Origin of the sequence: Desulfovibrio sp. (genome assembly GCF_019424165.1) — a bacterium.
Lineage (GTDB): Bacteria > Desulfobacterota > Desulfovibrionia > Desulfovibrionales > Desulfovibrionaceae > Desulfovibrio.
The window spans coordinates 111,151-127,997 of record NZ_JAHZAA010000004.1 but is presented as its reverse complement, the minus strand read 5'-3'; the positions used below and the strand labels follow the sequence as shown (position 1 = coordinate 127,997).

Below are 16,847 nucleotides of genomic sequence, written 5' to 3'. Positions count from 1 at the left end.
AGCCTTTGCGCAGCCCGCATCAGCAACATGACGGGCCTTGTGCTCACTTTTTATGTGATGGCCTTCGGCGCGTTATGTTCACTGGCAAACTCGCTGGCAACAAACAGCTTCCAGTTGCTGCAAAGCTGGCAGGAACTGGCACTGGCCGGTCTGCTGGCCATAGTAACCGCGGTGCTTTCCAACTACACCCTCATCCTGGCCGTGCAACGCATCGGCTCTACCCTGGCGGCCGTGATGGGCGTGCTGGAACCTGTTACCGCGGTGGTCGTGGGCATACTGGTGTTCAACGAGCCTTTCAGCCTGTCGCTGGTCACAGGGCTGGCCCTTATTGCAACGTCAGTGGTTCTGGTCATGCTTGGCGGCCACATACGTCACCTGCTGGAGCGCCGCAAAGCAAAGCGCACGGCCGAAGCTTCCGGGCCATCCGGCCCATCCGGTCCGGTTGATCCGCCATCAGCCCCGCCCGCCCCGTAAAGCCGACGTGCCGCCTCTGCTTGCCCGCATATGGCGGCATCAACGGCTGCACCGCCTGTAAATATTTTGTATAAACAAAAACGCCCGGATGCCGATACAACATCCGGGCGTAAACACAGGTATGTTGCCATACTGCGCTGTGCGTCAGGCGACCATACCCACGTTAGACAAGTTTAGGGCAAACTGCGGGCAAATCCCGGGCAAGTCCGGGACGGGCTTCAAGCGTGCTTCGGGCAGGCCCCGCCAGAGGCTGAACCGACCCTGCAAGAGCAAAGCAGGCTCAGGCCAGCCCGGCTGTCTTCAGTTCGTGCAGCCAGGGTGCGAATGCTTCTTGCGCCCGGGCCGAATACAACGCCTTGCGGTCTTTTTTGCGCGCCCTTTCCCCCAGGTCCGGCATAAGGCCAAAGTGGGCGTTGGAAGGCTGAAACCGTTTGGCCGGGGTTTGCAGATGACCGAGCAAAGCCCCGAGGGCGCTTTCCGCCGGGGGCTGCGCCAGATCCAGACCACGGGCGCGCGCATCCAGCAGAAGGGCAAGCCACAGGCCGCTGGCGGCGGATTCCACATAGCCTTCCACGCCGGTAATCTGTCCGGCAAGGTAAACGCCCGGCCGCGCTTTGAGGGACAGGTCAGCGTCCAGCACATGCGGCGCGTTTACATAGGTATTACGGTGCATGCTGCCGAAGCGGGCAAACTCCACTTTTTCCAGCCCCGGCACAAGGCGGAAGACACGAGCCTGCTCCCCCTGGGTCAGCTTGGTCTGGCAGCCCACAAGGTTGCAGGTATCGCTGTTGGCGTTTTCAGCCCGCAGTTGCAGGATGGCCCAGGGGCGACGGCCTGTGCGCGGGTCCACAAAGCCTACGGGCTTGAGCGGGCCGAAGGTGAGCGTACGCTGACCACGCTCGGCCAGTGCTTCCACCGGCATGCACCCTTCAAAATGCTTTTCCTGCTCAAATTCGTGCGCGGCGACCTTTTGGGCGTCCAGCAGGGCCTGATAGAAAACTTCGTATTCCTCGCGGCTCATGGGACAGTTCAGGTAATCGCCTTCTCCTTCGGCGTCGCCGTTTTCCTGCCCATAGCGCGAAGCACGAAAAACAATGTCCATATTCAGTGAATGCGTCCAGATGATAGGAGCTATGGCATCATAAAAATAGCAGTGCTTTTCGCCCAGCGCTCCGGCCAGAGAAGCCGACAGTCCCTCGGACGCCATAGGCCCTGCGGCCACGATGATGGCGCGCCCTTCTCCCTTGAACGGCTCCAGCGCAGCATCATCCAGCGACTGCACCTGCTGCCGCACAAGGCGGATATTCGCTTCGGCGTCCACACGTTCGCTCATGTTGCGGGCAAAAGCCTCGCGGTCTACGGCAAGGGCCTTGCCCGCAGGCACGCGGCAGGCATCGGCAGCTTCCATGAACTGGCTGCCCAGGGCACGCATTTCGGCCTTGAGCAATCCCACGCCCGAGGTGGGCTCGTCCGAACGCAGGGAGTTGGAGCACACAAGCTCCGCCAGATGATCGCTGACGTGGGCCGGTGAGTGAAACAAGGGCTTTTGTTCAAAAAGCTCCACCGCATGTCCGGATCGGGCCAGACGCAACGCGCATTCGCAGCCGGCAAGGCCGCCGCCCACCACGGCTATGGACAATTTTTGCATATATTCTCCTCTGCGGGCAGATTGTAAGAAAAAAAGGCTTCTGGCAAGCATGAGAGCGATAATCAATAACACGTTATTTTTTATATCGAAGTTGCTATTCTTAAAGATCACCAGAATCGGGCTGCCTTTTTTGCATGCCCTGGGCGCTCTTCCCTTCGTCATTCAAAATGCGTATTGTTGAAAGGTTATTCTAACACGGGTAAACGCATGGTCAAGTCGTCCAAAACCTTCATAGCGATCGTTGTTCTCGCGATGTTGTTCACCGCGCTGCTCGTAGTGGTGCGCGAATACACAGTGGAAACAACGCGCCACCTGTCACAGGACATCACTACACGGCTTGCCGAAGTGAGCCTGCGTGTGGCCGACGACTTTGAACACAGCCTTGAGAACAAGCTCACTGAATTACAGGGTATTACCGGATTTTTGGCTAAAGAGGACTGCCTGCCCCGCAAAGACTGTGTGCTGCATTATGCCCCGCTGCTGCGTGCCGCCGGCCTGAAAAGATTTGCCATCATCAGCCCGGACGGCCAGGGCTTTTGCTCCATGACGGGGCTTTCTATTGATATTGAGCGGAACAGCAAAAAGAGCCTGTTTGAACGCGCCCTGGCCGGAACAGCCAATATTGCCGCCGTGCCTGACGGCAAGGGCAGCAAGCTTGCCGTAGCGCTGCCCATACAGCGAAACAAGGAAATCGTGGCCGTCCTGATCGGCGAACTTGAAGACGATCCCATGAAAAAAAGCCTGTTTACCAGGGCGTTTGGCGACAAAACCTGTAATATGGTTTTTGACGGCAACGGACGCCTGCTGTTCTCGGCCGCGCCGCCGGGCAGTCTGGACAGGCTGTTTCCACAAATGGCGGAAAAAGGGTTGCCCGTCTCACTGCGCGAACATCTGCTGACCATTTTTGACACCACGCACGGGCCGGACTGTCCGCGAAAGACAGACTGCCTGATAAAAGACGATCACCATTCCTACTACGTTACGCACGTGCCGCTACAGCAATACGGCTGGCAGGTGGTTTCGCTGCTGCCGGAAGAAGTGGTGAACCATCTGGTGGACAGGCAAAACGACATTACCACCACGCTGGCCTGGCGTCTGTCCATCCTGGCCGGGCTGCTGCTGATTCTGACCATCGGCGTCATGCAAAGCTACCACCGCACCATCCATCGCCAGCAGGAAGACTACCGCTCCATCATTGCAAGTATATCCGGCGGCGTCATCAAATTCGGCGGCCTGCACGGCACATTCCAGTTCATCAGCCCCAATTTTCTCAAGATGCTCGGCTACCGCAAAGACGAATTCGAGCAACGCTTCGGCAAAGATTTTGCCCTGTCAATTTTTGAGCCCGACCGGGAAAACGCCCTCCGTACCATGCAGCAGCAACTGGAAGCGGGCATTCCCATTGATGTGGAATACCGCACCAGCGCCAAAAACGGCTCTCTTATCTGGCTGTACCACAAGGGGTCCCCGGTGCAGGCCGGGCCGGGGCAAACGTATATCCAGAGCATCGTCTTTGACATTACCCACAATAAAGAGGCCGCACAGGCCAAACGCATTTCCGACGAGCGCTACCAGTTCATTCTGGAGCAGCACGATATTATTATCTTTGAGCAGAATCTTATTACCGGCAACTTCTCCTGTTCTGCAAAATGGATGCAGACCTTCGGCCATATGTTCAACATTCTTGAGCCGAATCCGGAACAAGGGCGTATTCCCGTACATGCTGACGACCACGCACTGCTTGAAGATTTTCAAAGGCGTGTGCATCAGGACATGCACGAACATAAAAAGCAGGTTGAACTGCGCCTGCGCGATGCCAGCGGTCTGTACCACTGGTACCGCATTGAGGCCTCAAGCCTTATCAGCGCCCAGGGTAAACCCATATATTTTATCGGCATCATTACCGATATAGACCGGCAAAAAACGCTGGAACTGCGTCTGCGCACCCAGGCCACGCGCGACAGCGCCACGGGCATGTACAACAAACGCGCCACAGAGCAGGCCATTTCACGGTTTCTGAGCCTGCATAACGGTACCAATGTCGGCATTTACGCCATGTTTATGATAGATTTTGACAACTTCAAAAGCATCAACGACAGGTTTGGCCATACCGTGGGCGACAAGGCCATTTACCAGATGGCCCAGATCATCCGCCGCAATTTCCGCGGCAGCGATATTGTGGGCCGTGTGGGCGGCGATGAATTTCTTGTTTTCTGCACCGAAACCATGCCGCTTTCCAAAATACATGAAAGAGCCGCAACCCTGGTCAGACAGTTGCGGCTGCATTGCGGCCAGGGACCAGACGACCAGCCCCTCACCGCCAGCGTGGGCGTGTCCTGCCACCCCACTGACGGCCATGATTTTTCGGAACTTTACAAACATGCCGACATGGCCACCTATGAAGCCAAGCGACGTGGCCGCAACCAGTGTGTGTTTTATGCGGAACTGAGCGCCGGAGAACAAAAAAACGCGTATGATTCCCTTTTTCCCGAAGAGCAGTGATGCCGGGCAATGCCCGCATGCTGCAAAGCCCTCCGCAGAGCATCGCGTAGAACATCTCGCAGACCATCTTGCAGATAAGGCCCGCAGATAGAGCCATAAAAAACCCGCATAAAGCGGGTTTTTTATGGCTTGCGTCCACATTTCACAGTACTGGCATTTAAGATTGCGTATTTTCAAAACATTACGGCGCGTACTGCGGCGCTTGCCAGGCAACGGCCCGGACCGCGGCCTTGATCCGCACCCCCTTCAGGCAAGGGCTGGAGGCGGCTGGGCTTCCTCCCACTGCCATCAGCGCAATCTCAAGGTAAATTGTCCTACAGGCGTTCTACCACCTTGTTACCCATGGCTACGCAGCCCAGCAGCTCCTTGCCGGGTTCCATAATGTCGGCAGTGCGAAAACCGTCAGCCAGGGTTTTGCGCACGGCCTTTTCAATATGGTCAGCCTCTTCGGCCATATCAAAGCCCAAGCGCAGCATCATGGCGGCTGAAAGAATGGTCGCCAGGGGGTTGGCTACATCATGGCCCGCGATATCCGGGGCGGAGCCATGTATGGGCTCAAACAGTCCCGGCCCTTCAGCCCCGGTAGAGGCCGAAGGCAGCATGCCCAGAGAGCCGGTGATAACCGAAGCCTCGTCCGACAGGATATCGCCAAAAATATTGCCCGTCAGAATCACATCAAACTGCGAGGGGTCGCGCACAAGCTGCATGGCGGCATTATCCACATACATGTGGCTCAACTCCACATCGGCGTATTCCCGGTGAGCCTCCATGACAACTTCTTTCCAGAGGCGCGAGCATTCCAGCACATTGCTCTTCTCCACCGAGCATACCCTGCGCCTGCGCTTGCGGGCCGTTTCAAAGGCAATCACGGCGATACGGCGGATCTCTTCTTCATTATACAGCATGGTATTGTAGCCGGTACGCAGGCCGTCGCGTATTTCAATACCACGGGGTTCACCGAAATACACGTCGCCAGTCAATTCGCGCACCACCATAAGGTCAAGCCCCCTGGCTGCAATGTCAGCCCGCAGCAGGCAGGCCCCCGCAAGCTCGGGCAAGAGCATAGCCGGGCGCAGGTTGGCAAACAGGCCAAGCTCTTTGCGGATGCGCAGCAGGCCCTTCTCGGGCCGCAGGTCTTGGCTCATGCCATCCCATTTGGGGCCGCCCACCGCGCCGAGATACACGGCATCGGCATTGCGGCACAGCCGCACTGTGGCTTCGGGCAAAGGATCGCCCGCAGCGTCAATGGCCGCACCGCCGATAAGGGCTGTCTCAAAAACAAACTGATGGCCGAATTTTTCAGCCGTGGCTTCCAGAACCTTGACGCCCTGGGCTACTATTTCCGGGCCGATACCGTCGCCGGGCAACAGGCAGATAGTCTTTTTCATGAAACATCCTTGCATATATTTGATCATCCCGCGGGAAAAGCGCATGCATGCCGCGCCGGCTCCTCCCCCGGTTCAAGCTCTCCGGCCGCCGCGCGCGGGCCGTTACTGGGGGCTGCGTTGAACATATGCATGCTCAACATTTTTCAAACTTCATCCCGGCGCGCTGCCGCACAGACCGGCTGCGCATCCGCCGTTGTGGCGGACGTTTTTGCACGCAGCCGCCAGAGCAATGGCATGACAGCATAACGCTGCTTCAGCGACACTACACGCAAAAAAGGTAAAAACATCTACACCTGGGCGAGCCGCTCTTTCACGTAGCCCACAAGCCCCCCCTTTGCCAGAATGCCGGCCATTGACGCGGGCAACGGCGGGCAGGTGATTTCAGCGCCGGTGGTCAGGTTGCGGATGGCTCCCGTGGAGGCTTCAATTTCCAGCGCATCCCCATCATTGATCTTGTCCACCTCATCGCCCACTTCCATAAGCAACAGCCCCATATTGAAGGCATTGCGGTAAAAAATGCGCGCAAAACTGTGTCCGATAACCACGGGCATGCCTGCCCCCAGAATGGCGATGGGAGCATGCTCGCGGGATGAGCCGCACCCGAAATTGCGCCCGGCCACCATAATGTCGCCGGGGGCCACGCGTTTGGCCCAGCCCGGCTCAAGACCGGACATGCAGTTTTCACCAAGCTTCTGTGCATCGGTGGTTACAAGAAAACGCGCGGGGATGATGGCGTCCGTATCAATATGTTCGCCCACTTTGTGGGCCTTACCCTTATAATTCATGCTCATGATCCTTCTTGCCTGCCCGGCATGGGTTGTGCAGTTTTTTTGCATCTTCCGGCCAGTGGCGTCCTGCTGTTCCCCTTCGTTCGGGCGTTACCCCGACGGCAGGTTGAACGACCGCAGGACCCCGGCTTTATAACTGATCCGGCCCGGCCACATACCCGGTTACAGCCGAAGCCGCCGCCACCAACGGGCTTGCCAGATAGACCTCGGAACTCAGGCTGCCCATGCGGCCCCTGAAGTTGCGGTTGGTTGTGGCCACAGCGCGCTCGCCGTCACCCAGAATGCCCATATGCCCGCCCAGACAGGGCCCGCAGGTGCTCGGCCCCACAATGCACCCCGCCTCCATAAACACCTCGATAAGGCCTTCACGAAGGCACTGCTTCCACACCGTGGGCGTGGAGGGCAACACGATACAGCGCACGTTTTTATCCACCTTGCGGCCGCGCAGCACTTCGGCGGCATCGCGCATGTCGCTGATGCGGCCGTTGGTGCAGGAGCCGATAACAACCTGTTGTATGGCGGTATCGCGTACTTCGGAAACGGGCTTCACATTGGACGGCAGGTGTGGGCAGGCCACCACCGGCTCCTTGCCCGTTACATCCATGTCCACCACGCGCTCATACACAGCACCGGAATCGGCCGCCATATTTTCCAGTACACCTGGGCGCTTGTGTTCAGCGCAATAGGTGCGGGTCTTGGCATCCACCGCAAAAAGCCCGACCTTGCCCCCGGCCTCGATGGCCATATTGGCCATGCTCAGGCGGCCTTCAACGGAAAGAGCGTCCACCACGGAGCCGCCGAATTCCAGGGCCTTGTACAGCGCCCCGTCCACGCCGATCTCACCGATAAGCATGAGCATCAGGTCTTTGCCGCGCAGCCACCGGGGCATGTCGCCGCTGATATTGACACGGATGGTGGACGGCACTTTAAGCCATGTTTCGCCCAGGGCCATGCCCGCCGCAATGTCTGTGGACCCCATACCGGTGGCAAAAGCGCCGATACCCCCATAGGTGCAGGTGTGGCTGTCAGCGCCGATGACGAGGTCACCGGGGCCTACCAGGCCCTGTTCCGGCAGCAGGGTGTGTTCTACACCGCAGTCGCCGCCTTCATAATAGTGCACAATACCCTGCTCTTCGGCAAAGCGGCGGCTGATGAGCACCTGATTGGCCGAATCAATATCTTTTTGCGGGGTAAAATGGTCCATCACAAGGGCAATTTTTGCGCGGTCAAAAACCTTTTTTGCGCCCATGCCGTAAAAAGACTTGATGGCAAGCGGCCCGGTAATATCATTGGCAAGCACCATGGATACACGGCACTGGACGATCTGGCCGTCCTGCTCTACCGCATCGTCCGTATGGGCTTGTAATATTTTTTGCGCAAGCGTCTGAGCCATGATCTGTTCTCCTTTGAAACTTGAACCGCCCCTTGGGGGCATACCCGGCGGGATTTGCTTTTGCATGAACTCCCTGGCGCGGGCATGCCGCTCAAAAAGGGGGCCGCCGTAGCCCGGCATTGCGGCCTGCGCCGCGAGGTTCCGTTTGTGCCGGCATGCCGCCGGCCGTCGGTTCAGGAAAAAAACGCCTCTCAGTCGTGCTGGCAATGCAGGCGCGGCCCCTCTTCTTCTTTCTTCGCAAGGTGGTTCAGGGCGTTGACATAGGCACGGGCGCTGGCCACAAAAATATCGGGGTGCGTTCCACGCCCTACCGCGCTGTATTCTCCATCGCGCAAGCGCACAGTCACCTCGCCCAGAGCGTCGGTTCCCCCGGTAATGGCATTGATGGCGTACTGCTCAAGCTCCGCCTCACGGCCCACCATGTCGGCAATGACATTGAAAAGCGCATCCACAGGGCCGACGCCAAATCCCGCACCGCTGCTCTCCTTGCCGTCCACATCCATAATGACGGCGGCAGTGGGCGGCACGCCGCCGGTATCCGAGCTTTGCACGCTCACATGGCGCAGGCGGAAGCGGTCGGGCGCGCGGTATATCTCTTCCTGCACAAGCGCCATAAGGTCATCGTCGTGCAGATTTTTCTTGCGGTCGGCCAACTGTTTTACAGCCTCAAAAATCAGGTTGAGCTGGTCGTCATCAAGCTTGTAGCCCATAGCTTCAAACTTGTTGCGCACGGCATTACGGCCCGAGTGCTTGCCGATAACAAGATTGCTCTCGGTGCGGCCCACTGACTGCGGCGTCATTATTTCGTAGGTTTCACGGTTTTTGAGCATGCCGTCCTGGTGTATTCCGGATTCATGCGCAAAGGCGTTGGCCCCCACAATGGCCTTATTGTTGGGTATGGGCTGGCCAATGGTCATAGAAAGCAGGCGGCACGAAGGATAGAGCTGCTCGGTGACAATATTGTGCTCCAGGCCAAAATAGTTCTGGCGCACCCGCAGGTTCATGACAATTTCTTCCAGCGAGGCATTGCCCGCACGCTCGCCGATGCCGTTGAGCGTGACTTCGGCCTGGCGCACCCCCACCCTGAAGGCCGCCAGCGTGTTCGCCACGGCAAGGCCCAGGTCGTTATGGCAGTGTACGCTGAAAATTGCCTTGTCGCTGTTGGGCGTATTGCTGATGACATGTTCGATGCGGGCCGCATATTCGGCGGGCTGGGCGTACCCCACGGTATCCGGCAGGTTGACGGTGGTGGCCCCGGCCTTGATGACGGCCTCAACCACGCGGCAGAGAAATTCCGGTTCGGAACGGGAGAAATCCTCGCAGGAAAATTCCACGTTGCTCGTATACATGGCACAACGCTTCACGCCTTCAACGGCCATTCTGAGCACGTCATCGGGATCTTTGCGCAGCTTGTGGCGCATATGCAGCGGCGAAGTGGAGAGGAAGATATGGATGCGGGGATTGCGCGCATCTTTTATGGCTTCCCAGCAGCGGTCAATGTCGCCCGCCACGCAACGGGCAAGGCCTGCGACCTGTATATCCCCGGCCTGTGCGGCAATGCGCTGCACGGACTCAAAATCACCAGGGCTGGAAGCGGGAAAACCTGCCTCCATAATATCCACACCGAGCACTTCAAGCTGATGGGCAAGGCGCAATTTTTCCTGTAAATTCATGGTGGCGCCGGGCGACTGCTCGCCATCGCGCAAGGTAGTGTCGAAAAAATACACACGATTATTCATGAGAAACTCCTCTGGATATGACAAGTAATATTTCTTGCATAACGGCCACCGACAGGGCGGCGGGTCCAGGGAGGGAGGCATTCCGCCCATAGGGGCGGCGAGCCGTTACGCAACCTTAATCGCTCTGAGGCGATAGGGCGCGTAGTAGCTGACGGTCGCGGCGGGGAAGGATAACGAAGGTGTAGACAAGGCCACCGGCAATATACACGGCACAGAGCGTGAAGCCCATGACGCGCGGGAAAGATATCACGATGGCAAGGATAAGCAGAAAGGCAAGCATGGTACGAACGGGATGCGCGCGCAAAAAGTCGTATTCCTTAAAGGAAAAATAACGCACCCGGCTCACCATAAGTGTACCCACGCCCAAGGCCAGCAAAAGGGCCACATACGGCGTAACGGGCTGCAACACTTCGGGAAAAAGAGCGGCAAAAAACACGAATGTCACGATGGTGCAGCCGCCGGCGGGAATGGGCAGGCCAATAAAAAAGCGCTTGCCCGCAGCAGCGGTGCTGACGTTGAAACGCGCAAGGCGCAAGGCCCCGCATGCGGCATAAATAAAGGCAGCGGCAATGCCCACGCGATTGAAGCTCTGCAACTGCCATTGCCAGAGCAGCATGGCGGGGGCAAGGCCAAAGGCCACAAGGTCGGAAAGCGAATCGTACTGTACGCCGAACTCGCTGGCCGTATTGGTCAGGCGGGCGACCTTGCCGTCAAGCCCGTCCATAACGGCGGAAAGCAGAATGGCCATGCAGGCGGCTTCAAAGCGCCCCTGCCCGGCCCAGACCATAGACAAAAAGCCAAGGAACATGCTCAACGTCGTGATCATGTTCGGCAGGAGGTAAACTCCTTTGCGCGGCTTTTTGACTTCTGTGGTCATGCTTCACCCAATATGGCCCAAGGGGCCGTTATAGCGCCGAAAAAAAGCTAGCTTTGCTTTGCGCGGGCCACAACACACTGCCCGGCAAAAACCTGCTGCCCCAACTGCGCAGCCGCAACATATCCTTCAGGCAGGTAAAGGTCAACACGTGAACCAAAACGGATCATGCCGTACCTCTGCCCGCGTTCAAGAGCATCGCCCACGTCCGTACGGCAGACAATACGCCGGGCCACAAGACCCGCAATCTGCACCATGCTCCACAGTTTACCGTCGGCATCGCGCAGGCTGTAGGCGCAGCGTTCGTTGTCAGTGGCGGCCTTGTCAAAGGCGGCATTGACAAACGCACCGGGGAAATAGCGGATGTCTTCCACTGTTCCGGCCACGGGCGCACGGTTCACATGCACGCTGAACACGTTCATGAAAATACTGATGCACAGGCGTTTTTCGCCGCTGAAAGGATCGTTTTTTTCTTCAATGCGGATAATTTTTCCATCAGCAGGGCTGATGGCAAGCCCTTCGCCCCGGGGTGTAACGCGCTCGGGGTCGCGAAAAAAATGCATGCTGAACCAGCACAGGGCCAGAAAAACAAGAGCCAGAGGCCACCAGCCAAGGGCGGCAAAAACAAGGGCCGAAAAACCGGTAAGACCTATGCAGGGCCATCCTTCGGGGGTAATACCGCAATGGGCGGGACGCATGGCATCTCCTGTCCGTAATGCGCGGCCGGGCCGCGCGGTTGCGCAATCAATGCAACACCATAGACCGATGTGACCCGCATGGCAAGCGGAAGTAAAAACCACGGGGCATTGGACGGAGCCGCCTTTACGCCGCAGCAGATCTAAAACCCAGTATTACGGCCGCTGAAAAACGGCTCCGCATATGACGATCCGGCCCGACACCCAGCACACCGCCCGGCCACGCGGCGTTCATTTCCCGCGCAAAATATGACTGCGGCACGCCTCTTGCCGTATGCCGCCGCCGGGACTATACTGTAGGGCATGAGCAGTACGTTCACCCGCCTCCTTCCGGCCCGGGCCGCCATATGCAGTCTTGCCCTGACATGCCTGCTGGCCGGTTGCGGCCCCAAGGACATAGGCGCGGGAACCTCCGGCGACGCTCCTGCAACCGCGCAGGGCGTGGCCACCGAAGACCAGTTGCGCTATCCCATCATGGGATCCAGCCGGACACAGCAACTGCTTTACATCCAGAACAGGCCCGACATCATGGCCAACACGCAGCAATGGCGATTGCAACAGTTCAACCGCGCGCATGGCCTTGACCGCGAGCAAAACCCGGAACACCCGGAATACAGGGCCGTTCCCAAACAACGCAGCCCTTTCAAGCAATAATCTATGGATCCCATTACCCATGCCGCCAGCGGCGCTGTGGCCATGCTGGCCCTGCCGCGCCGCCCCGCCACCCGGTGGGCTGTGCCGCTGGCCGCCCTTGCGGCGGCCTCGCCTGACATCGATGTGATCTTTTGCCACACCCCGCTGCAATTCCTGCTGCTGCACCGGGGCATCACGCATTCACTGGCGGCGGCTCCGCTGCTGGGGCTGCTGCTGGCCTTGCTGTCGCGTCCCCTGTGGCGGGCGCACACGCCGGAACACTGGGGCTTTGCCAAAGTCTGGCTGTTTATGGTGTGCATGGTGCTGCTGCATATCTGGCTGGATGTCATCACCACCTACGGAACCATGATATATCTGCCCTTCTCGCATGAAAGGGTACGCCTTAATGCTGTCTTTATCATAGACCTGCTGCTTACCCTGCCCCTGCTCTGGGCCGTCTTGCGGTGGCGCGCGCGGCGTGGCCTTATGCGGCTGGCTCTGGCCTGGATTATTGTTTACCCGGCCCTGTGTATCGGGCTCAATGCCTGGCACACGGCGCAGACCGAACAACGGCTGACTGCGGAGGGCCGCACAGCAGGTCGGATTGTGGTGCTGCCCGACGGCTTCGCCCCCCTGTTCTGGCGCACCATTTATGAAGAAGACGGCCCCCAGGGCCGCATTGTCTACAGCCAGGGGCTTGACGCCCTGGGCCGCCCGCACGATGCTCCGGTTCCCCACAAGGCCGCACCGCCGGAGCTTATGGCCGCGCTGGCCCGCCAGTCCGTAGCTGCGGACGCCTTTTTCGATTTCACCCTGCTGCCCGTCATGAGCCCGCTGATCGCCGAGGATATGCCGCCCGGCGCTCCCGGCGCTTTCCATACTCCGGACGCTGGTGGCACTGACGGCGCAGGCCCTGAAACTTCAGGGCGCGTCACATACATGCTTTTTCATGACCTGCGCTTCGGCAGCAGCCTGAAACTGGTACGCGCCGCCATGGCCAGCCGCCCCAATGCGGATATTCCCTTCCGATATATGACGGAACTGGAAATGCCCGCCGTGAAAAAAGACGGGACGCCGCAAACGGAAGCGCCGCCTGAAGCGCGCCTTCTGCTTGAGCGTCTGCGCTTTTCCGACAGTGGCAAGGATTCACACTGGCAATCTCCCCGGCCGCCCGCTTCACCCGGCATTTTGGACTGGCTGGTCGGGCTGCGTTGAGGCTCCCCCGCCGGGCGGACACAATCGCCCACACACATTACAACAATGCCGACGAGGTGTTTATGAACAGCAGTTTTTCGCATCTGGACGGGCAGGGCAATGTGACTATGGTGGACGTTGGAGGCAAGCAGGCCACAGAACGTGTGGCCATCGCCGAAGCGGTGGTAGAGCTGCGCCCCGCAACCCTCGAGCTTCTGCTCAAGGTGGCCCTGCCCAAGGGCGACGTGCTCACCTGTGCCAAAATCGGCGGTATCATGGCTGCCAAGCGCGTTGGCGAGCTTATTCCCCTGTGCCATCCGCTGAGCCTCACCTATGCCGACATCCGCTTTGAAGTAAGTGAAACACCGCCGCGCATCCGCATTGAGGCCGAAACCCGCACGGTGGGCAATACCGGCGTGGAGATGGAGGCCATTGTGGCCGCGCAAACCGCTGCCGCCGTTATTTATGACATGTGCAAGGCCGTGCAGCGCGATATCATCATCAGCCGGGTGCGCCTGCTGCACAAGCGCGGCGGCAAAAGCGGCGAATTCAACGCCCCTGATATGGAAGAATGATGCTGCCTCATATTGATCCTGTTGCTTTCAGCATTGGCAACCTGCAGTTGCGCTGGTATGGACTCATGTACCTTGCGGGCTTTGGCCTGGGCTGGTGGCTGGGCCGCTGGCGCGCTTCGCGGCCCGGTTCGGACTGGCGGGCCACCGATGTGGACGACCTGCTGACCTGCGTCATGATCGGCATCATTCTGGGCGGGCGCCTGGGGTATGTGCTGTTTTATGATCTGCCCGTCTACATCTCCGACCCGATGGAAATCCTGCGCATCTGGAACGGCGGCATGTCCTTTCACGGGGGCCTGCTTGGCGTACTTGGCGCTTTCTGGTACTTTGCCAAAACACGACACCGCTCCTTTCTGGATATTTCGGACTTTGTGGCCCCGCTGGTTCCTCAGGGCCTCTTTTTCGGACGCCTGGGCAACTACATTAACGGCGAATTGTGGGGCAAGGTGACGGACGGCCCCTGGGGCGTGATCTTTCCCGGCGGCGGCTCGCTGCCGCGCCATCCCAGCCAGCTTTATGAAGCGCTGCTGGAAGGGCTGGTTCTTTTTGCCCTGGTGTGGATATATTCGCTGAAACCGCGCAAGCGCGGGGCTGTTTCGGGCCTGTTCGCCCTTGGTTACGGCCTGTTCCGCTTTATCGTTGAGTTTGTGCGTATACCCGATGCCCAGCTTGGCTACCTTGCGTTCGGCTGGCTGACCATGGGGCAGGTGCTTTGCCTTCCGCTCATGGCTGTCGGTCTGTGGCTGCTCTGGCGTCAGGCCCCGATCATGCAACAGGGCATGCATGTGGTGATAGACCGGCCCGGGCCGAAAAATCCGGGTGGCTCCAACAATAAAAAACGCAAGCCGAAAAAGTAGTCCCGTTCAGGGGTGAAGCGCATCCGGCATACAAGACGCCGGGCGCGGAGCACTTTTCCGGCTTGCCGCTGCGGGCAACAAATTTTACCGGTGTAAAATCGGCATTGTCGTCACACGGCGCCACGACGTGCCGCGGTAGCAATCGCTTTGCGCACAAACTCTGCTGTGTCACAGCCGCACGGCGTAAACACAGCAACGCCAGGCAGCTCACAATACGCGGGATGCGGCTCTGCTTTTGCACGGCTGCCGTCTGCCCGTACCTGTGTCAACAGCCGCGCAGTTGACACCAGCCCGCTTTTTTGTGAAGCTGACCGCCGTTTATCCTAATCATTTTTTACGGAGATCACATGGCTAAAGAAGGTTCCATTGAAGTTGACGGCGTAGTGCAGGAAGCCCTGCCCAACGCCATGTTCCGCGTGGAGCTGGAAAACGGTCACGAAGTGCTGGCCCATATTTCCGGCAAAATGCGCAAATTCTATATCCGCATCCTGCCCGGCGACCGCGTCAAGGTAGAACTTTCTCCCTATGACCTTACCCGCGGGCGCATTACCTACCGCATGAAGTAGCAGCGGGCGCGGCGGCTTTTCTATAGCCACTGCTGTGGCCGAACCGCCCCTGGCCGCGCCCCCTCTTCTCTTTTCGCAGCATGGCTGCGCCTCTATTCTGTTATGAAAGCCCCATCCAGGCAAGTGCGCCCACGCACAGCAAAGCCCACAAACCGGCCACCACGTCGTCAATCATGACGCCGTAACCATCGGGCAGCCACTTTTCCGAGGCCTTGACCGGCCAGGGCTTGGCGATGTCAAAAATCCGAAAAGCCACAAAAGCCGCCAACACCATAAAAAAGCTCGGGGCAGGAAAAGGCGGCAGCACCAGCCACACCCCTACCAGTTCGTCAATGACGACCTCGCCGGGATCTTTGCGGCCCAGCAGCTTTTCCGCGCGCGTGGCAGCCATGGCCCCAAGAAAAAAGAGTGCCAGCAGCAGTGCCGCCCGCAGCCAGATATTCAGGGGCAAAAAAATGTAGGGGGCCAGCAAACAGGCCATGGCCGTTCCCCAGGTTCCGGGAGCCTTGGGGTCCAGCCCGGCGACGCCGAGACGGCAAAAGTACAGAACCAACTGGTCTTTCAGGCGCATTATTTCTCCGGGCAGATTTGAGCGCCGCACAGTGCGGCAAAAATCGTCAGCAGACTGGCAGGGCACCATATTCAGCGTACAGTCGAAATGCGGATGCCGCCGGCCCCTGCACGACAAAAACTCTCGCGCGTGCAGTTTAGCCATTTTATGCGTGCAGGGCCAGAATGAAAACACACACAACCGCATGAAAAGCGAGCGCAACGTACATTTTTCCGCCCTGGTATTCATGCCCGACATGCACATTATTGCCTAAGAAACAGCTTTCCCGTATAGGCATGGCATGGACAAAAACCGCAGCGAACTTTTTGGCCGCTTCAGCTATGATGACAGCCTGACCTATGAGGATCTGCTGGCTATAGAAGAAAACCTTACCGCTGACCTCACGGCCCTGCTGCTGCGGGCAGACGCCGCGCACCTGGACTTTACCCCCCTGGGCGACGCGCTCATGTTCCAGTGCGCCTTTGAGGCACACAAGCTTTACGTTTACCGGAAAATCGCTATGGAAGCCGCTGTATTGCTGCCTTCTGGCGTGCGGGGGCAGATGTTGTGTCTGGACAAGGACCTCAATTCCCTGCATATATACTGGCTGCGCGCAGGGCAATGGCAGGAAGAGGAACGCACTGTTCCCCTTGAGCCGCCGCCGGGCCTCAGGGTCTGGCGCACCGGCGAGCCCGCGCCTGCATCGAGAGATCAAGAGGCGGAATAAATTTGCACCTGCCACGCGCATATGAAAAAAGGACCGACATTGCGCGACCCTTGGTTATGTGCATGCCCGGATGGTGGAATCGGTAGACACAAGGGACTTAAAATCCCTGGCCGTTAAGGTGTGCGGGTTCAAGTCCCGCTCCGGGTACCAAGCTGCAATCTCAAAAAGCCCCACAAAGCCTGAAACGCATTGTGGGGCTTAATGCTTTCCGAACGGACAAGCCTTGCAGGCTCAAGGGCGCCGT

At 58.6% G+C, this 16,847-nt stretch carries 16 protein-coding genes and 1 tRNA gene; 9 read left to right on the top strand and 8 right to left on the bottom strand.

Features of this window, described 5'->3' with window-relative positions:
* A partial coding sequence (locus QZ377_RS03420; RefSeq protein WP_291439540.1) for a DMT family transporter occupies positions 1–474 on the top strand: 474 nt, incomplete at its 5' end.
* 280 nt (positions 475–754) lie between these two features.
* Here QZ377_RS03420 and trmFO read toward each other — a convergent pair.
* On the bottom strand, positions 755–2,122 hold the full coding sequence (trmFO, locus tag QZ377_RS03415) for a methylenetetrahydrofolate--tRNA-(uracil(54)-C(5))-methyltransferase (FADH(2)-oxidizing) TrmFO (RefSeq protein WP_291439539.1): 1,368 nt from the start codon (positions 2,120–2,122) through the stop codon (positions 755–757).
* Between the two features lie 207 nt (positions 2,123–2,329).
* Here trmFO and QZ377_RS03410 point away from each other — a divergent pair, with 207 nt between their 5' ends.
* Positions 2,330–4,624 carry a diguanylate cyclase gene (locus tag QZ377_RS03410; RefSeq protein ID WP_291439537.1) on the top strand — a complete coding sequence of 765 codons (2,295 nt, stop codon included), beginning with the start codon at positions 2,330–2,332 and terminating at the stop codon, positions 4,622–4,624.
* A 314-nt stretch (positions 4,625–4,938) separates the two neighbouring features.
* Here QZ377_RS03410 and leuB read toward each other — a convergent pair whose 3' ends face one another.
* The 6 genes from leuB to QZ377_RS03380 all read right to left on the bottom strand — a co-directional run bounded on the left by leuB (position 4,939) and on the right by QZ377_RS03380 (position 11,504).
* A complete protein-coding gene (leuB, locus tag QZ377_RS03405) occupies positions 4,939–6,012 on the bottom strand; it encodes a 3-isopropylmalate dehydrogenase (protein WP_291439535.1) in 1,074 nt (357 codons plus the stop codon).
* A gap of 287 nt (positions 6,013–6,299) precedes the next feature.
* Positions 6,300–6,797 carry a 3-isopropylmalate dehydratase small subunit gene (locus QZ377_RS03400; RefSeq protein WP_291439533.1) on the bottom strand — a complete coding sequence of 166 codons (498 nt, stop codon included), beginning with the start codon at positions 6,795–6,797 and terminating at the stop codon, positions 6,300–6,302.
* Between the two features lie 133 nt (positions 6,798–6,930).
* A complete protein-coding gene (locus QZ377_RS03395; protein WP_291439530.1) occupies positions 6,931–8,193 on the bottom strand; it encodes a 3-isopropylmalate dehydratase large subunit in 1,263 nt (420 codons plus the stop codon).
* A 191-nt stretch (positions 8,194–8,384) separates the two neighbouring features.
* Entirely contained in the window at positions 8,385–9,932 is a 1,548-nt protein-coding gene (locus tag QZ377_RS03390; RefSeq protein WP_291439529.1) for a 2-isopropylmalate synthase, read from the bottom strand.
* A gap of 115 nt (positions 9,933–10,047) precedes the next feature.
* On the bottom strand, positions 10,048–10,809 hold the full coding sequence (pssA, locus tag QZ377_RS03385; protein WP_291439527.1) for a CDP-diacylglycerol--serine O-phosphatidyltransferase: 762 nt from the start codon (positions 10,807–10,809) through the stop codon (positions 10,048–10,050).
* A gap of 47 nt (positions 10,810–10,856) precedes the next feature.
* Positions 10,857–11,504, bottom strand: coding sequence for a phosphatidylserine decarboxylase family protein (locus QZ377_RS03380; RefSeq protein ID WP_291439525.1), 648 nt, complete (start codon positions 11,502–11,504; stop codon positions 10,857–10,859).
* A 300-nt stretch (positions 11,505–11,804) separates the two neighbouring features.
* Between QZ377_RS03380 and QZ377_RS03375 the strand changes: the two genes are divergently transcribed.
* The 5 genes from QZ377_RS03375 (at position 11,805) to infA (ending at position 15,326) form a co-directional block, all read left to right on the top strand.
* Positions 11,805–12,155 (top strand): chemotaxis protein, encoded by a 351-nt coding sequence (locus QZ377_RS03375; protein WP_291439523.1) that lies wholly within the window; start codon positions 11,805–11,807, stop codon positions 12,153–12,155.
* A 3-nt stretch (positions 12,156–12,158) separates the two neighbouring features.
* Positions 12,159–13,349, top strand: a complete 1,191-nt coding sequence (locus QZ377_RS03370) for a metal-dependent hydrolase (protein WP_291439521.1) — start codon at positions 12,159–12,161, stop codon at positions 13,347–13,349.
* Between the two features lie 62 nt (positions 13,350–13,411).
* Positions 13,412–13,903 carry a cyclic pyranopterin monophosphate synthase MoaC gene (moaC, locus tag QZ377_RS03365; RefSeq protein ID WP_291439519.1) on the top strand — a complete coding sequence of 164 codons (492 nt, stop codon included), beginning with the start codon at positions 13,412–13,414 and terminating at the stop codon, positions 13,901–13,903.
* Positions 13,900–14,760: a prolipoprotein diacylglyceryl transferase gene (gene lgt, locus QZ377_RS03360; RefSeq protein ID WP_291439517.1), complete on the top strand. Its 861-nt coding sequence runs from the start codon at positions 13,900–13,902 to the stop codon at positions 14,758–14,760. Before moaC ends, lgt begins: the two co-directional genes overlap by 4 nt.
* A gap of 347 nt (positions 14,761–15,107) precedes the next feature.
* A complete protein-coding gene (gene infA / locus QZ377_RS03355; protein ID WP_006008898.1) occupies positions 15,108–15,326 on the top strand; it encodes a translation initiation factor IF-1 in 219 nt (72 codons plus the stop codon).
* A gap of 100 nt (positions 15,327–15,426) precedes the next feature.
* Here the strand turns inward: infA and QZ377_RS03350 are convergent, their stop codons facing one another.
* Positions 15,427–15,897, bottom strand: a complete 471-nt coding sequence (locus QZ377_RS03350; RefSeq protein WP_291439515.1) for a phosphatidylglycerophosphatase A — start codon at positions 15,895–15,897, stop codon at positions 15,427–15,429.
* Between the two features lie 280 nt (positions 15,898–16,177).
* Between QZ377_RS03350 and QZ377_RS03345 the strand changes: the two genes are divergently transcribed.
* Both QZ377_RS03345 and QZ377_RS03340 read left to right on the top strand, forming a co-directional pair.
* Positions 16,178–16,603, top strand: coding sequence for a hypothetical protein (locus tag QZ377_RS03345; protein ID WP_291439513.1), 426 nt, complete (start codon positions 16,178–16,180; stop codon positions 16,601–16,603).
* A 64-nt stretch (positions 16,604–16,667) separates the two neighbouring features.
* Positions 16,668–16,753, top strand: a tRNA-Leu gene (locus QZ377_RS03340).
* Positions 16,754–16,847 lie beyond the last annotated feature (94 nt).

Coding starts and splice junctions, on each gene's coding strand:
- trmFO (WP_291439539.1), bottom strand. CDS start 2,122: ATGCAAAAATTGTCCATAGCCGTGGTGGGCGGCGGCCTTGCCGGCTGC.
- QZ377_RS03410 (WP_291439537.1), top strand. CDS start 2,330: ATGGTCAAGTCGTCCAAAACCTTCATAGCGATCGTTGTTCTCGCGATG.
- leuB (WP_291439535.1), bottom strand. CDS start 6,012: ATGAAAAAGACTATCTGCCTGTTGCCCGGCGACGGTATCGGCCCGGAA.
- QZ377_RS03400 (WP_291439533.1), bottom strand. CDS start 6,797: ATGAATTATAAGGGTAAGGCCCACAAAGTGGGCGAACATATTGATACG.
- QZ377_RS03395 (WP_291439530.1), bottom strand. CDS start 8,193: ATGGCTCAGACGCTTGCGCAAAAAATATTACAAGCCCATACGGACGAT.
- QZ377_RS03390 (WP_291439529.1), bottom strand. CDS start 9,932: ATGAATAATCGTGTGTATTTTTTCGACACTACCTTGCGCGATGGCGAG.
- pssA (WP_291439527.1), bottom strand. CDS start 10,809: ATGACCACAGAAGTCAAAAAGCCGCGCAAAGGAGTTTACCTCCTGCCG.
- QZ377_RS03380 (WP_291439525.1), bottom strand. CDS start 11,504: ATGCGTCCCGCCCATTGCGGTATTACCCCCGAAGGATGGCCCTGCATA.
- QZ377_RS03375 (WP_291439523.1), top strand. CDS start 11,805: ATGAGCAGTACGTTCACCCGCCTCCTTCCGGCCCGGGCCGCCATATGC.
- QZ377_RS03370 (WP_291439521.1), top strand. CDS start 12,159: ATGGATCCCATTACCCATGCCGCCAGCGGCGCTGTGGCCATGCTGGCC.
- moaC (WP_291439519.1), top strand. CDS start 13,412: ATGAACAGCAGTTTTTCGCATCTGGACGGGCAGGGCAATGTGACTATG.
- lgt (WP_291439517.1), top strand. CDS start 13,900: ATGATGCTGCCTCATATTGATCCTGTTGCTTTCAGCATTGGCAACCTG.
- infA (WP_006008898.1), top strand. CDS start 15,108: ATGGCTAAAGAAGGTTCCATTGAAGTTGACGGCGTAGTGCAGGAAGCC.
- QZ377_RS03350 (WP_291439515.1), bottom strand. CDS start 15,897: ATGCGCCTGAAAGACCAGTTGGTTCTGTACTTTTGCCGTCTCGGCGTC.
- QZ377_RS03345 (WP_291439513.1), top strand. CDS start 16,178: ATGGACAAAAACCGCAGCGAACTTTTTGGCCGCTTCAGCTATGATGAC.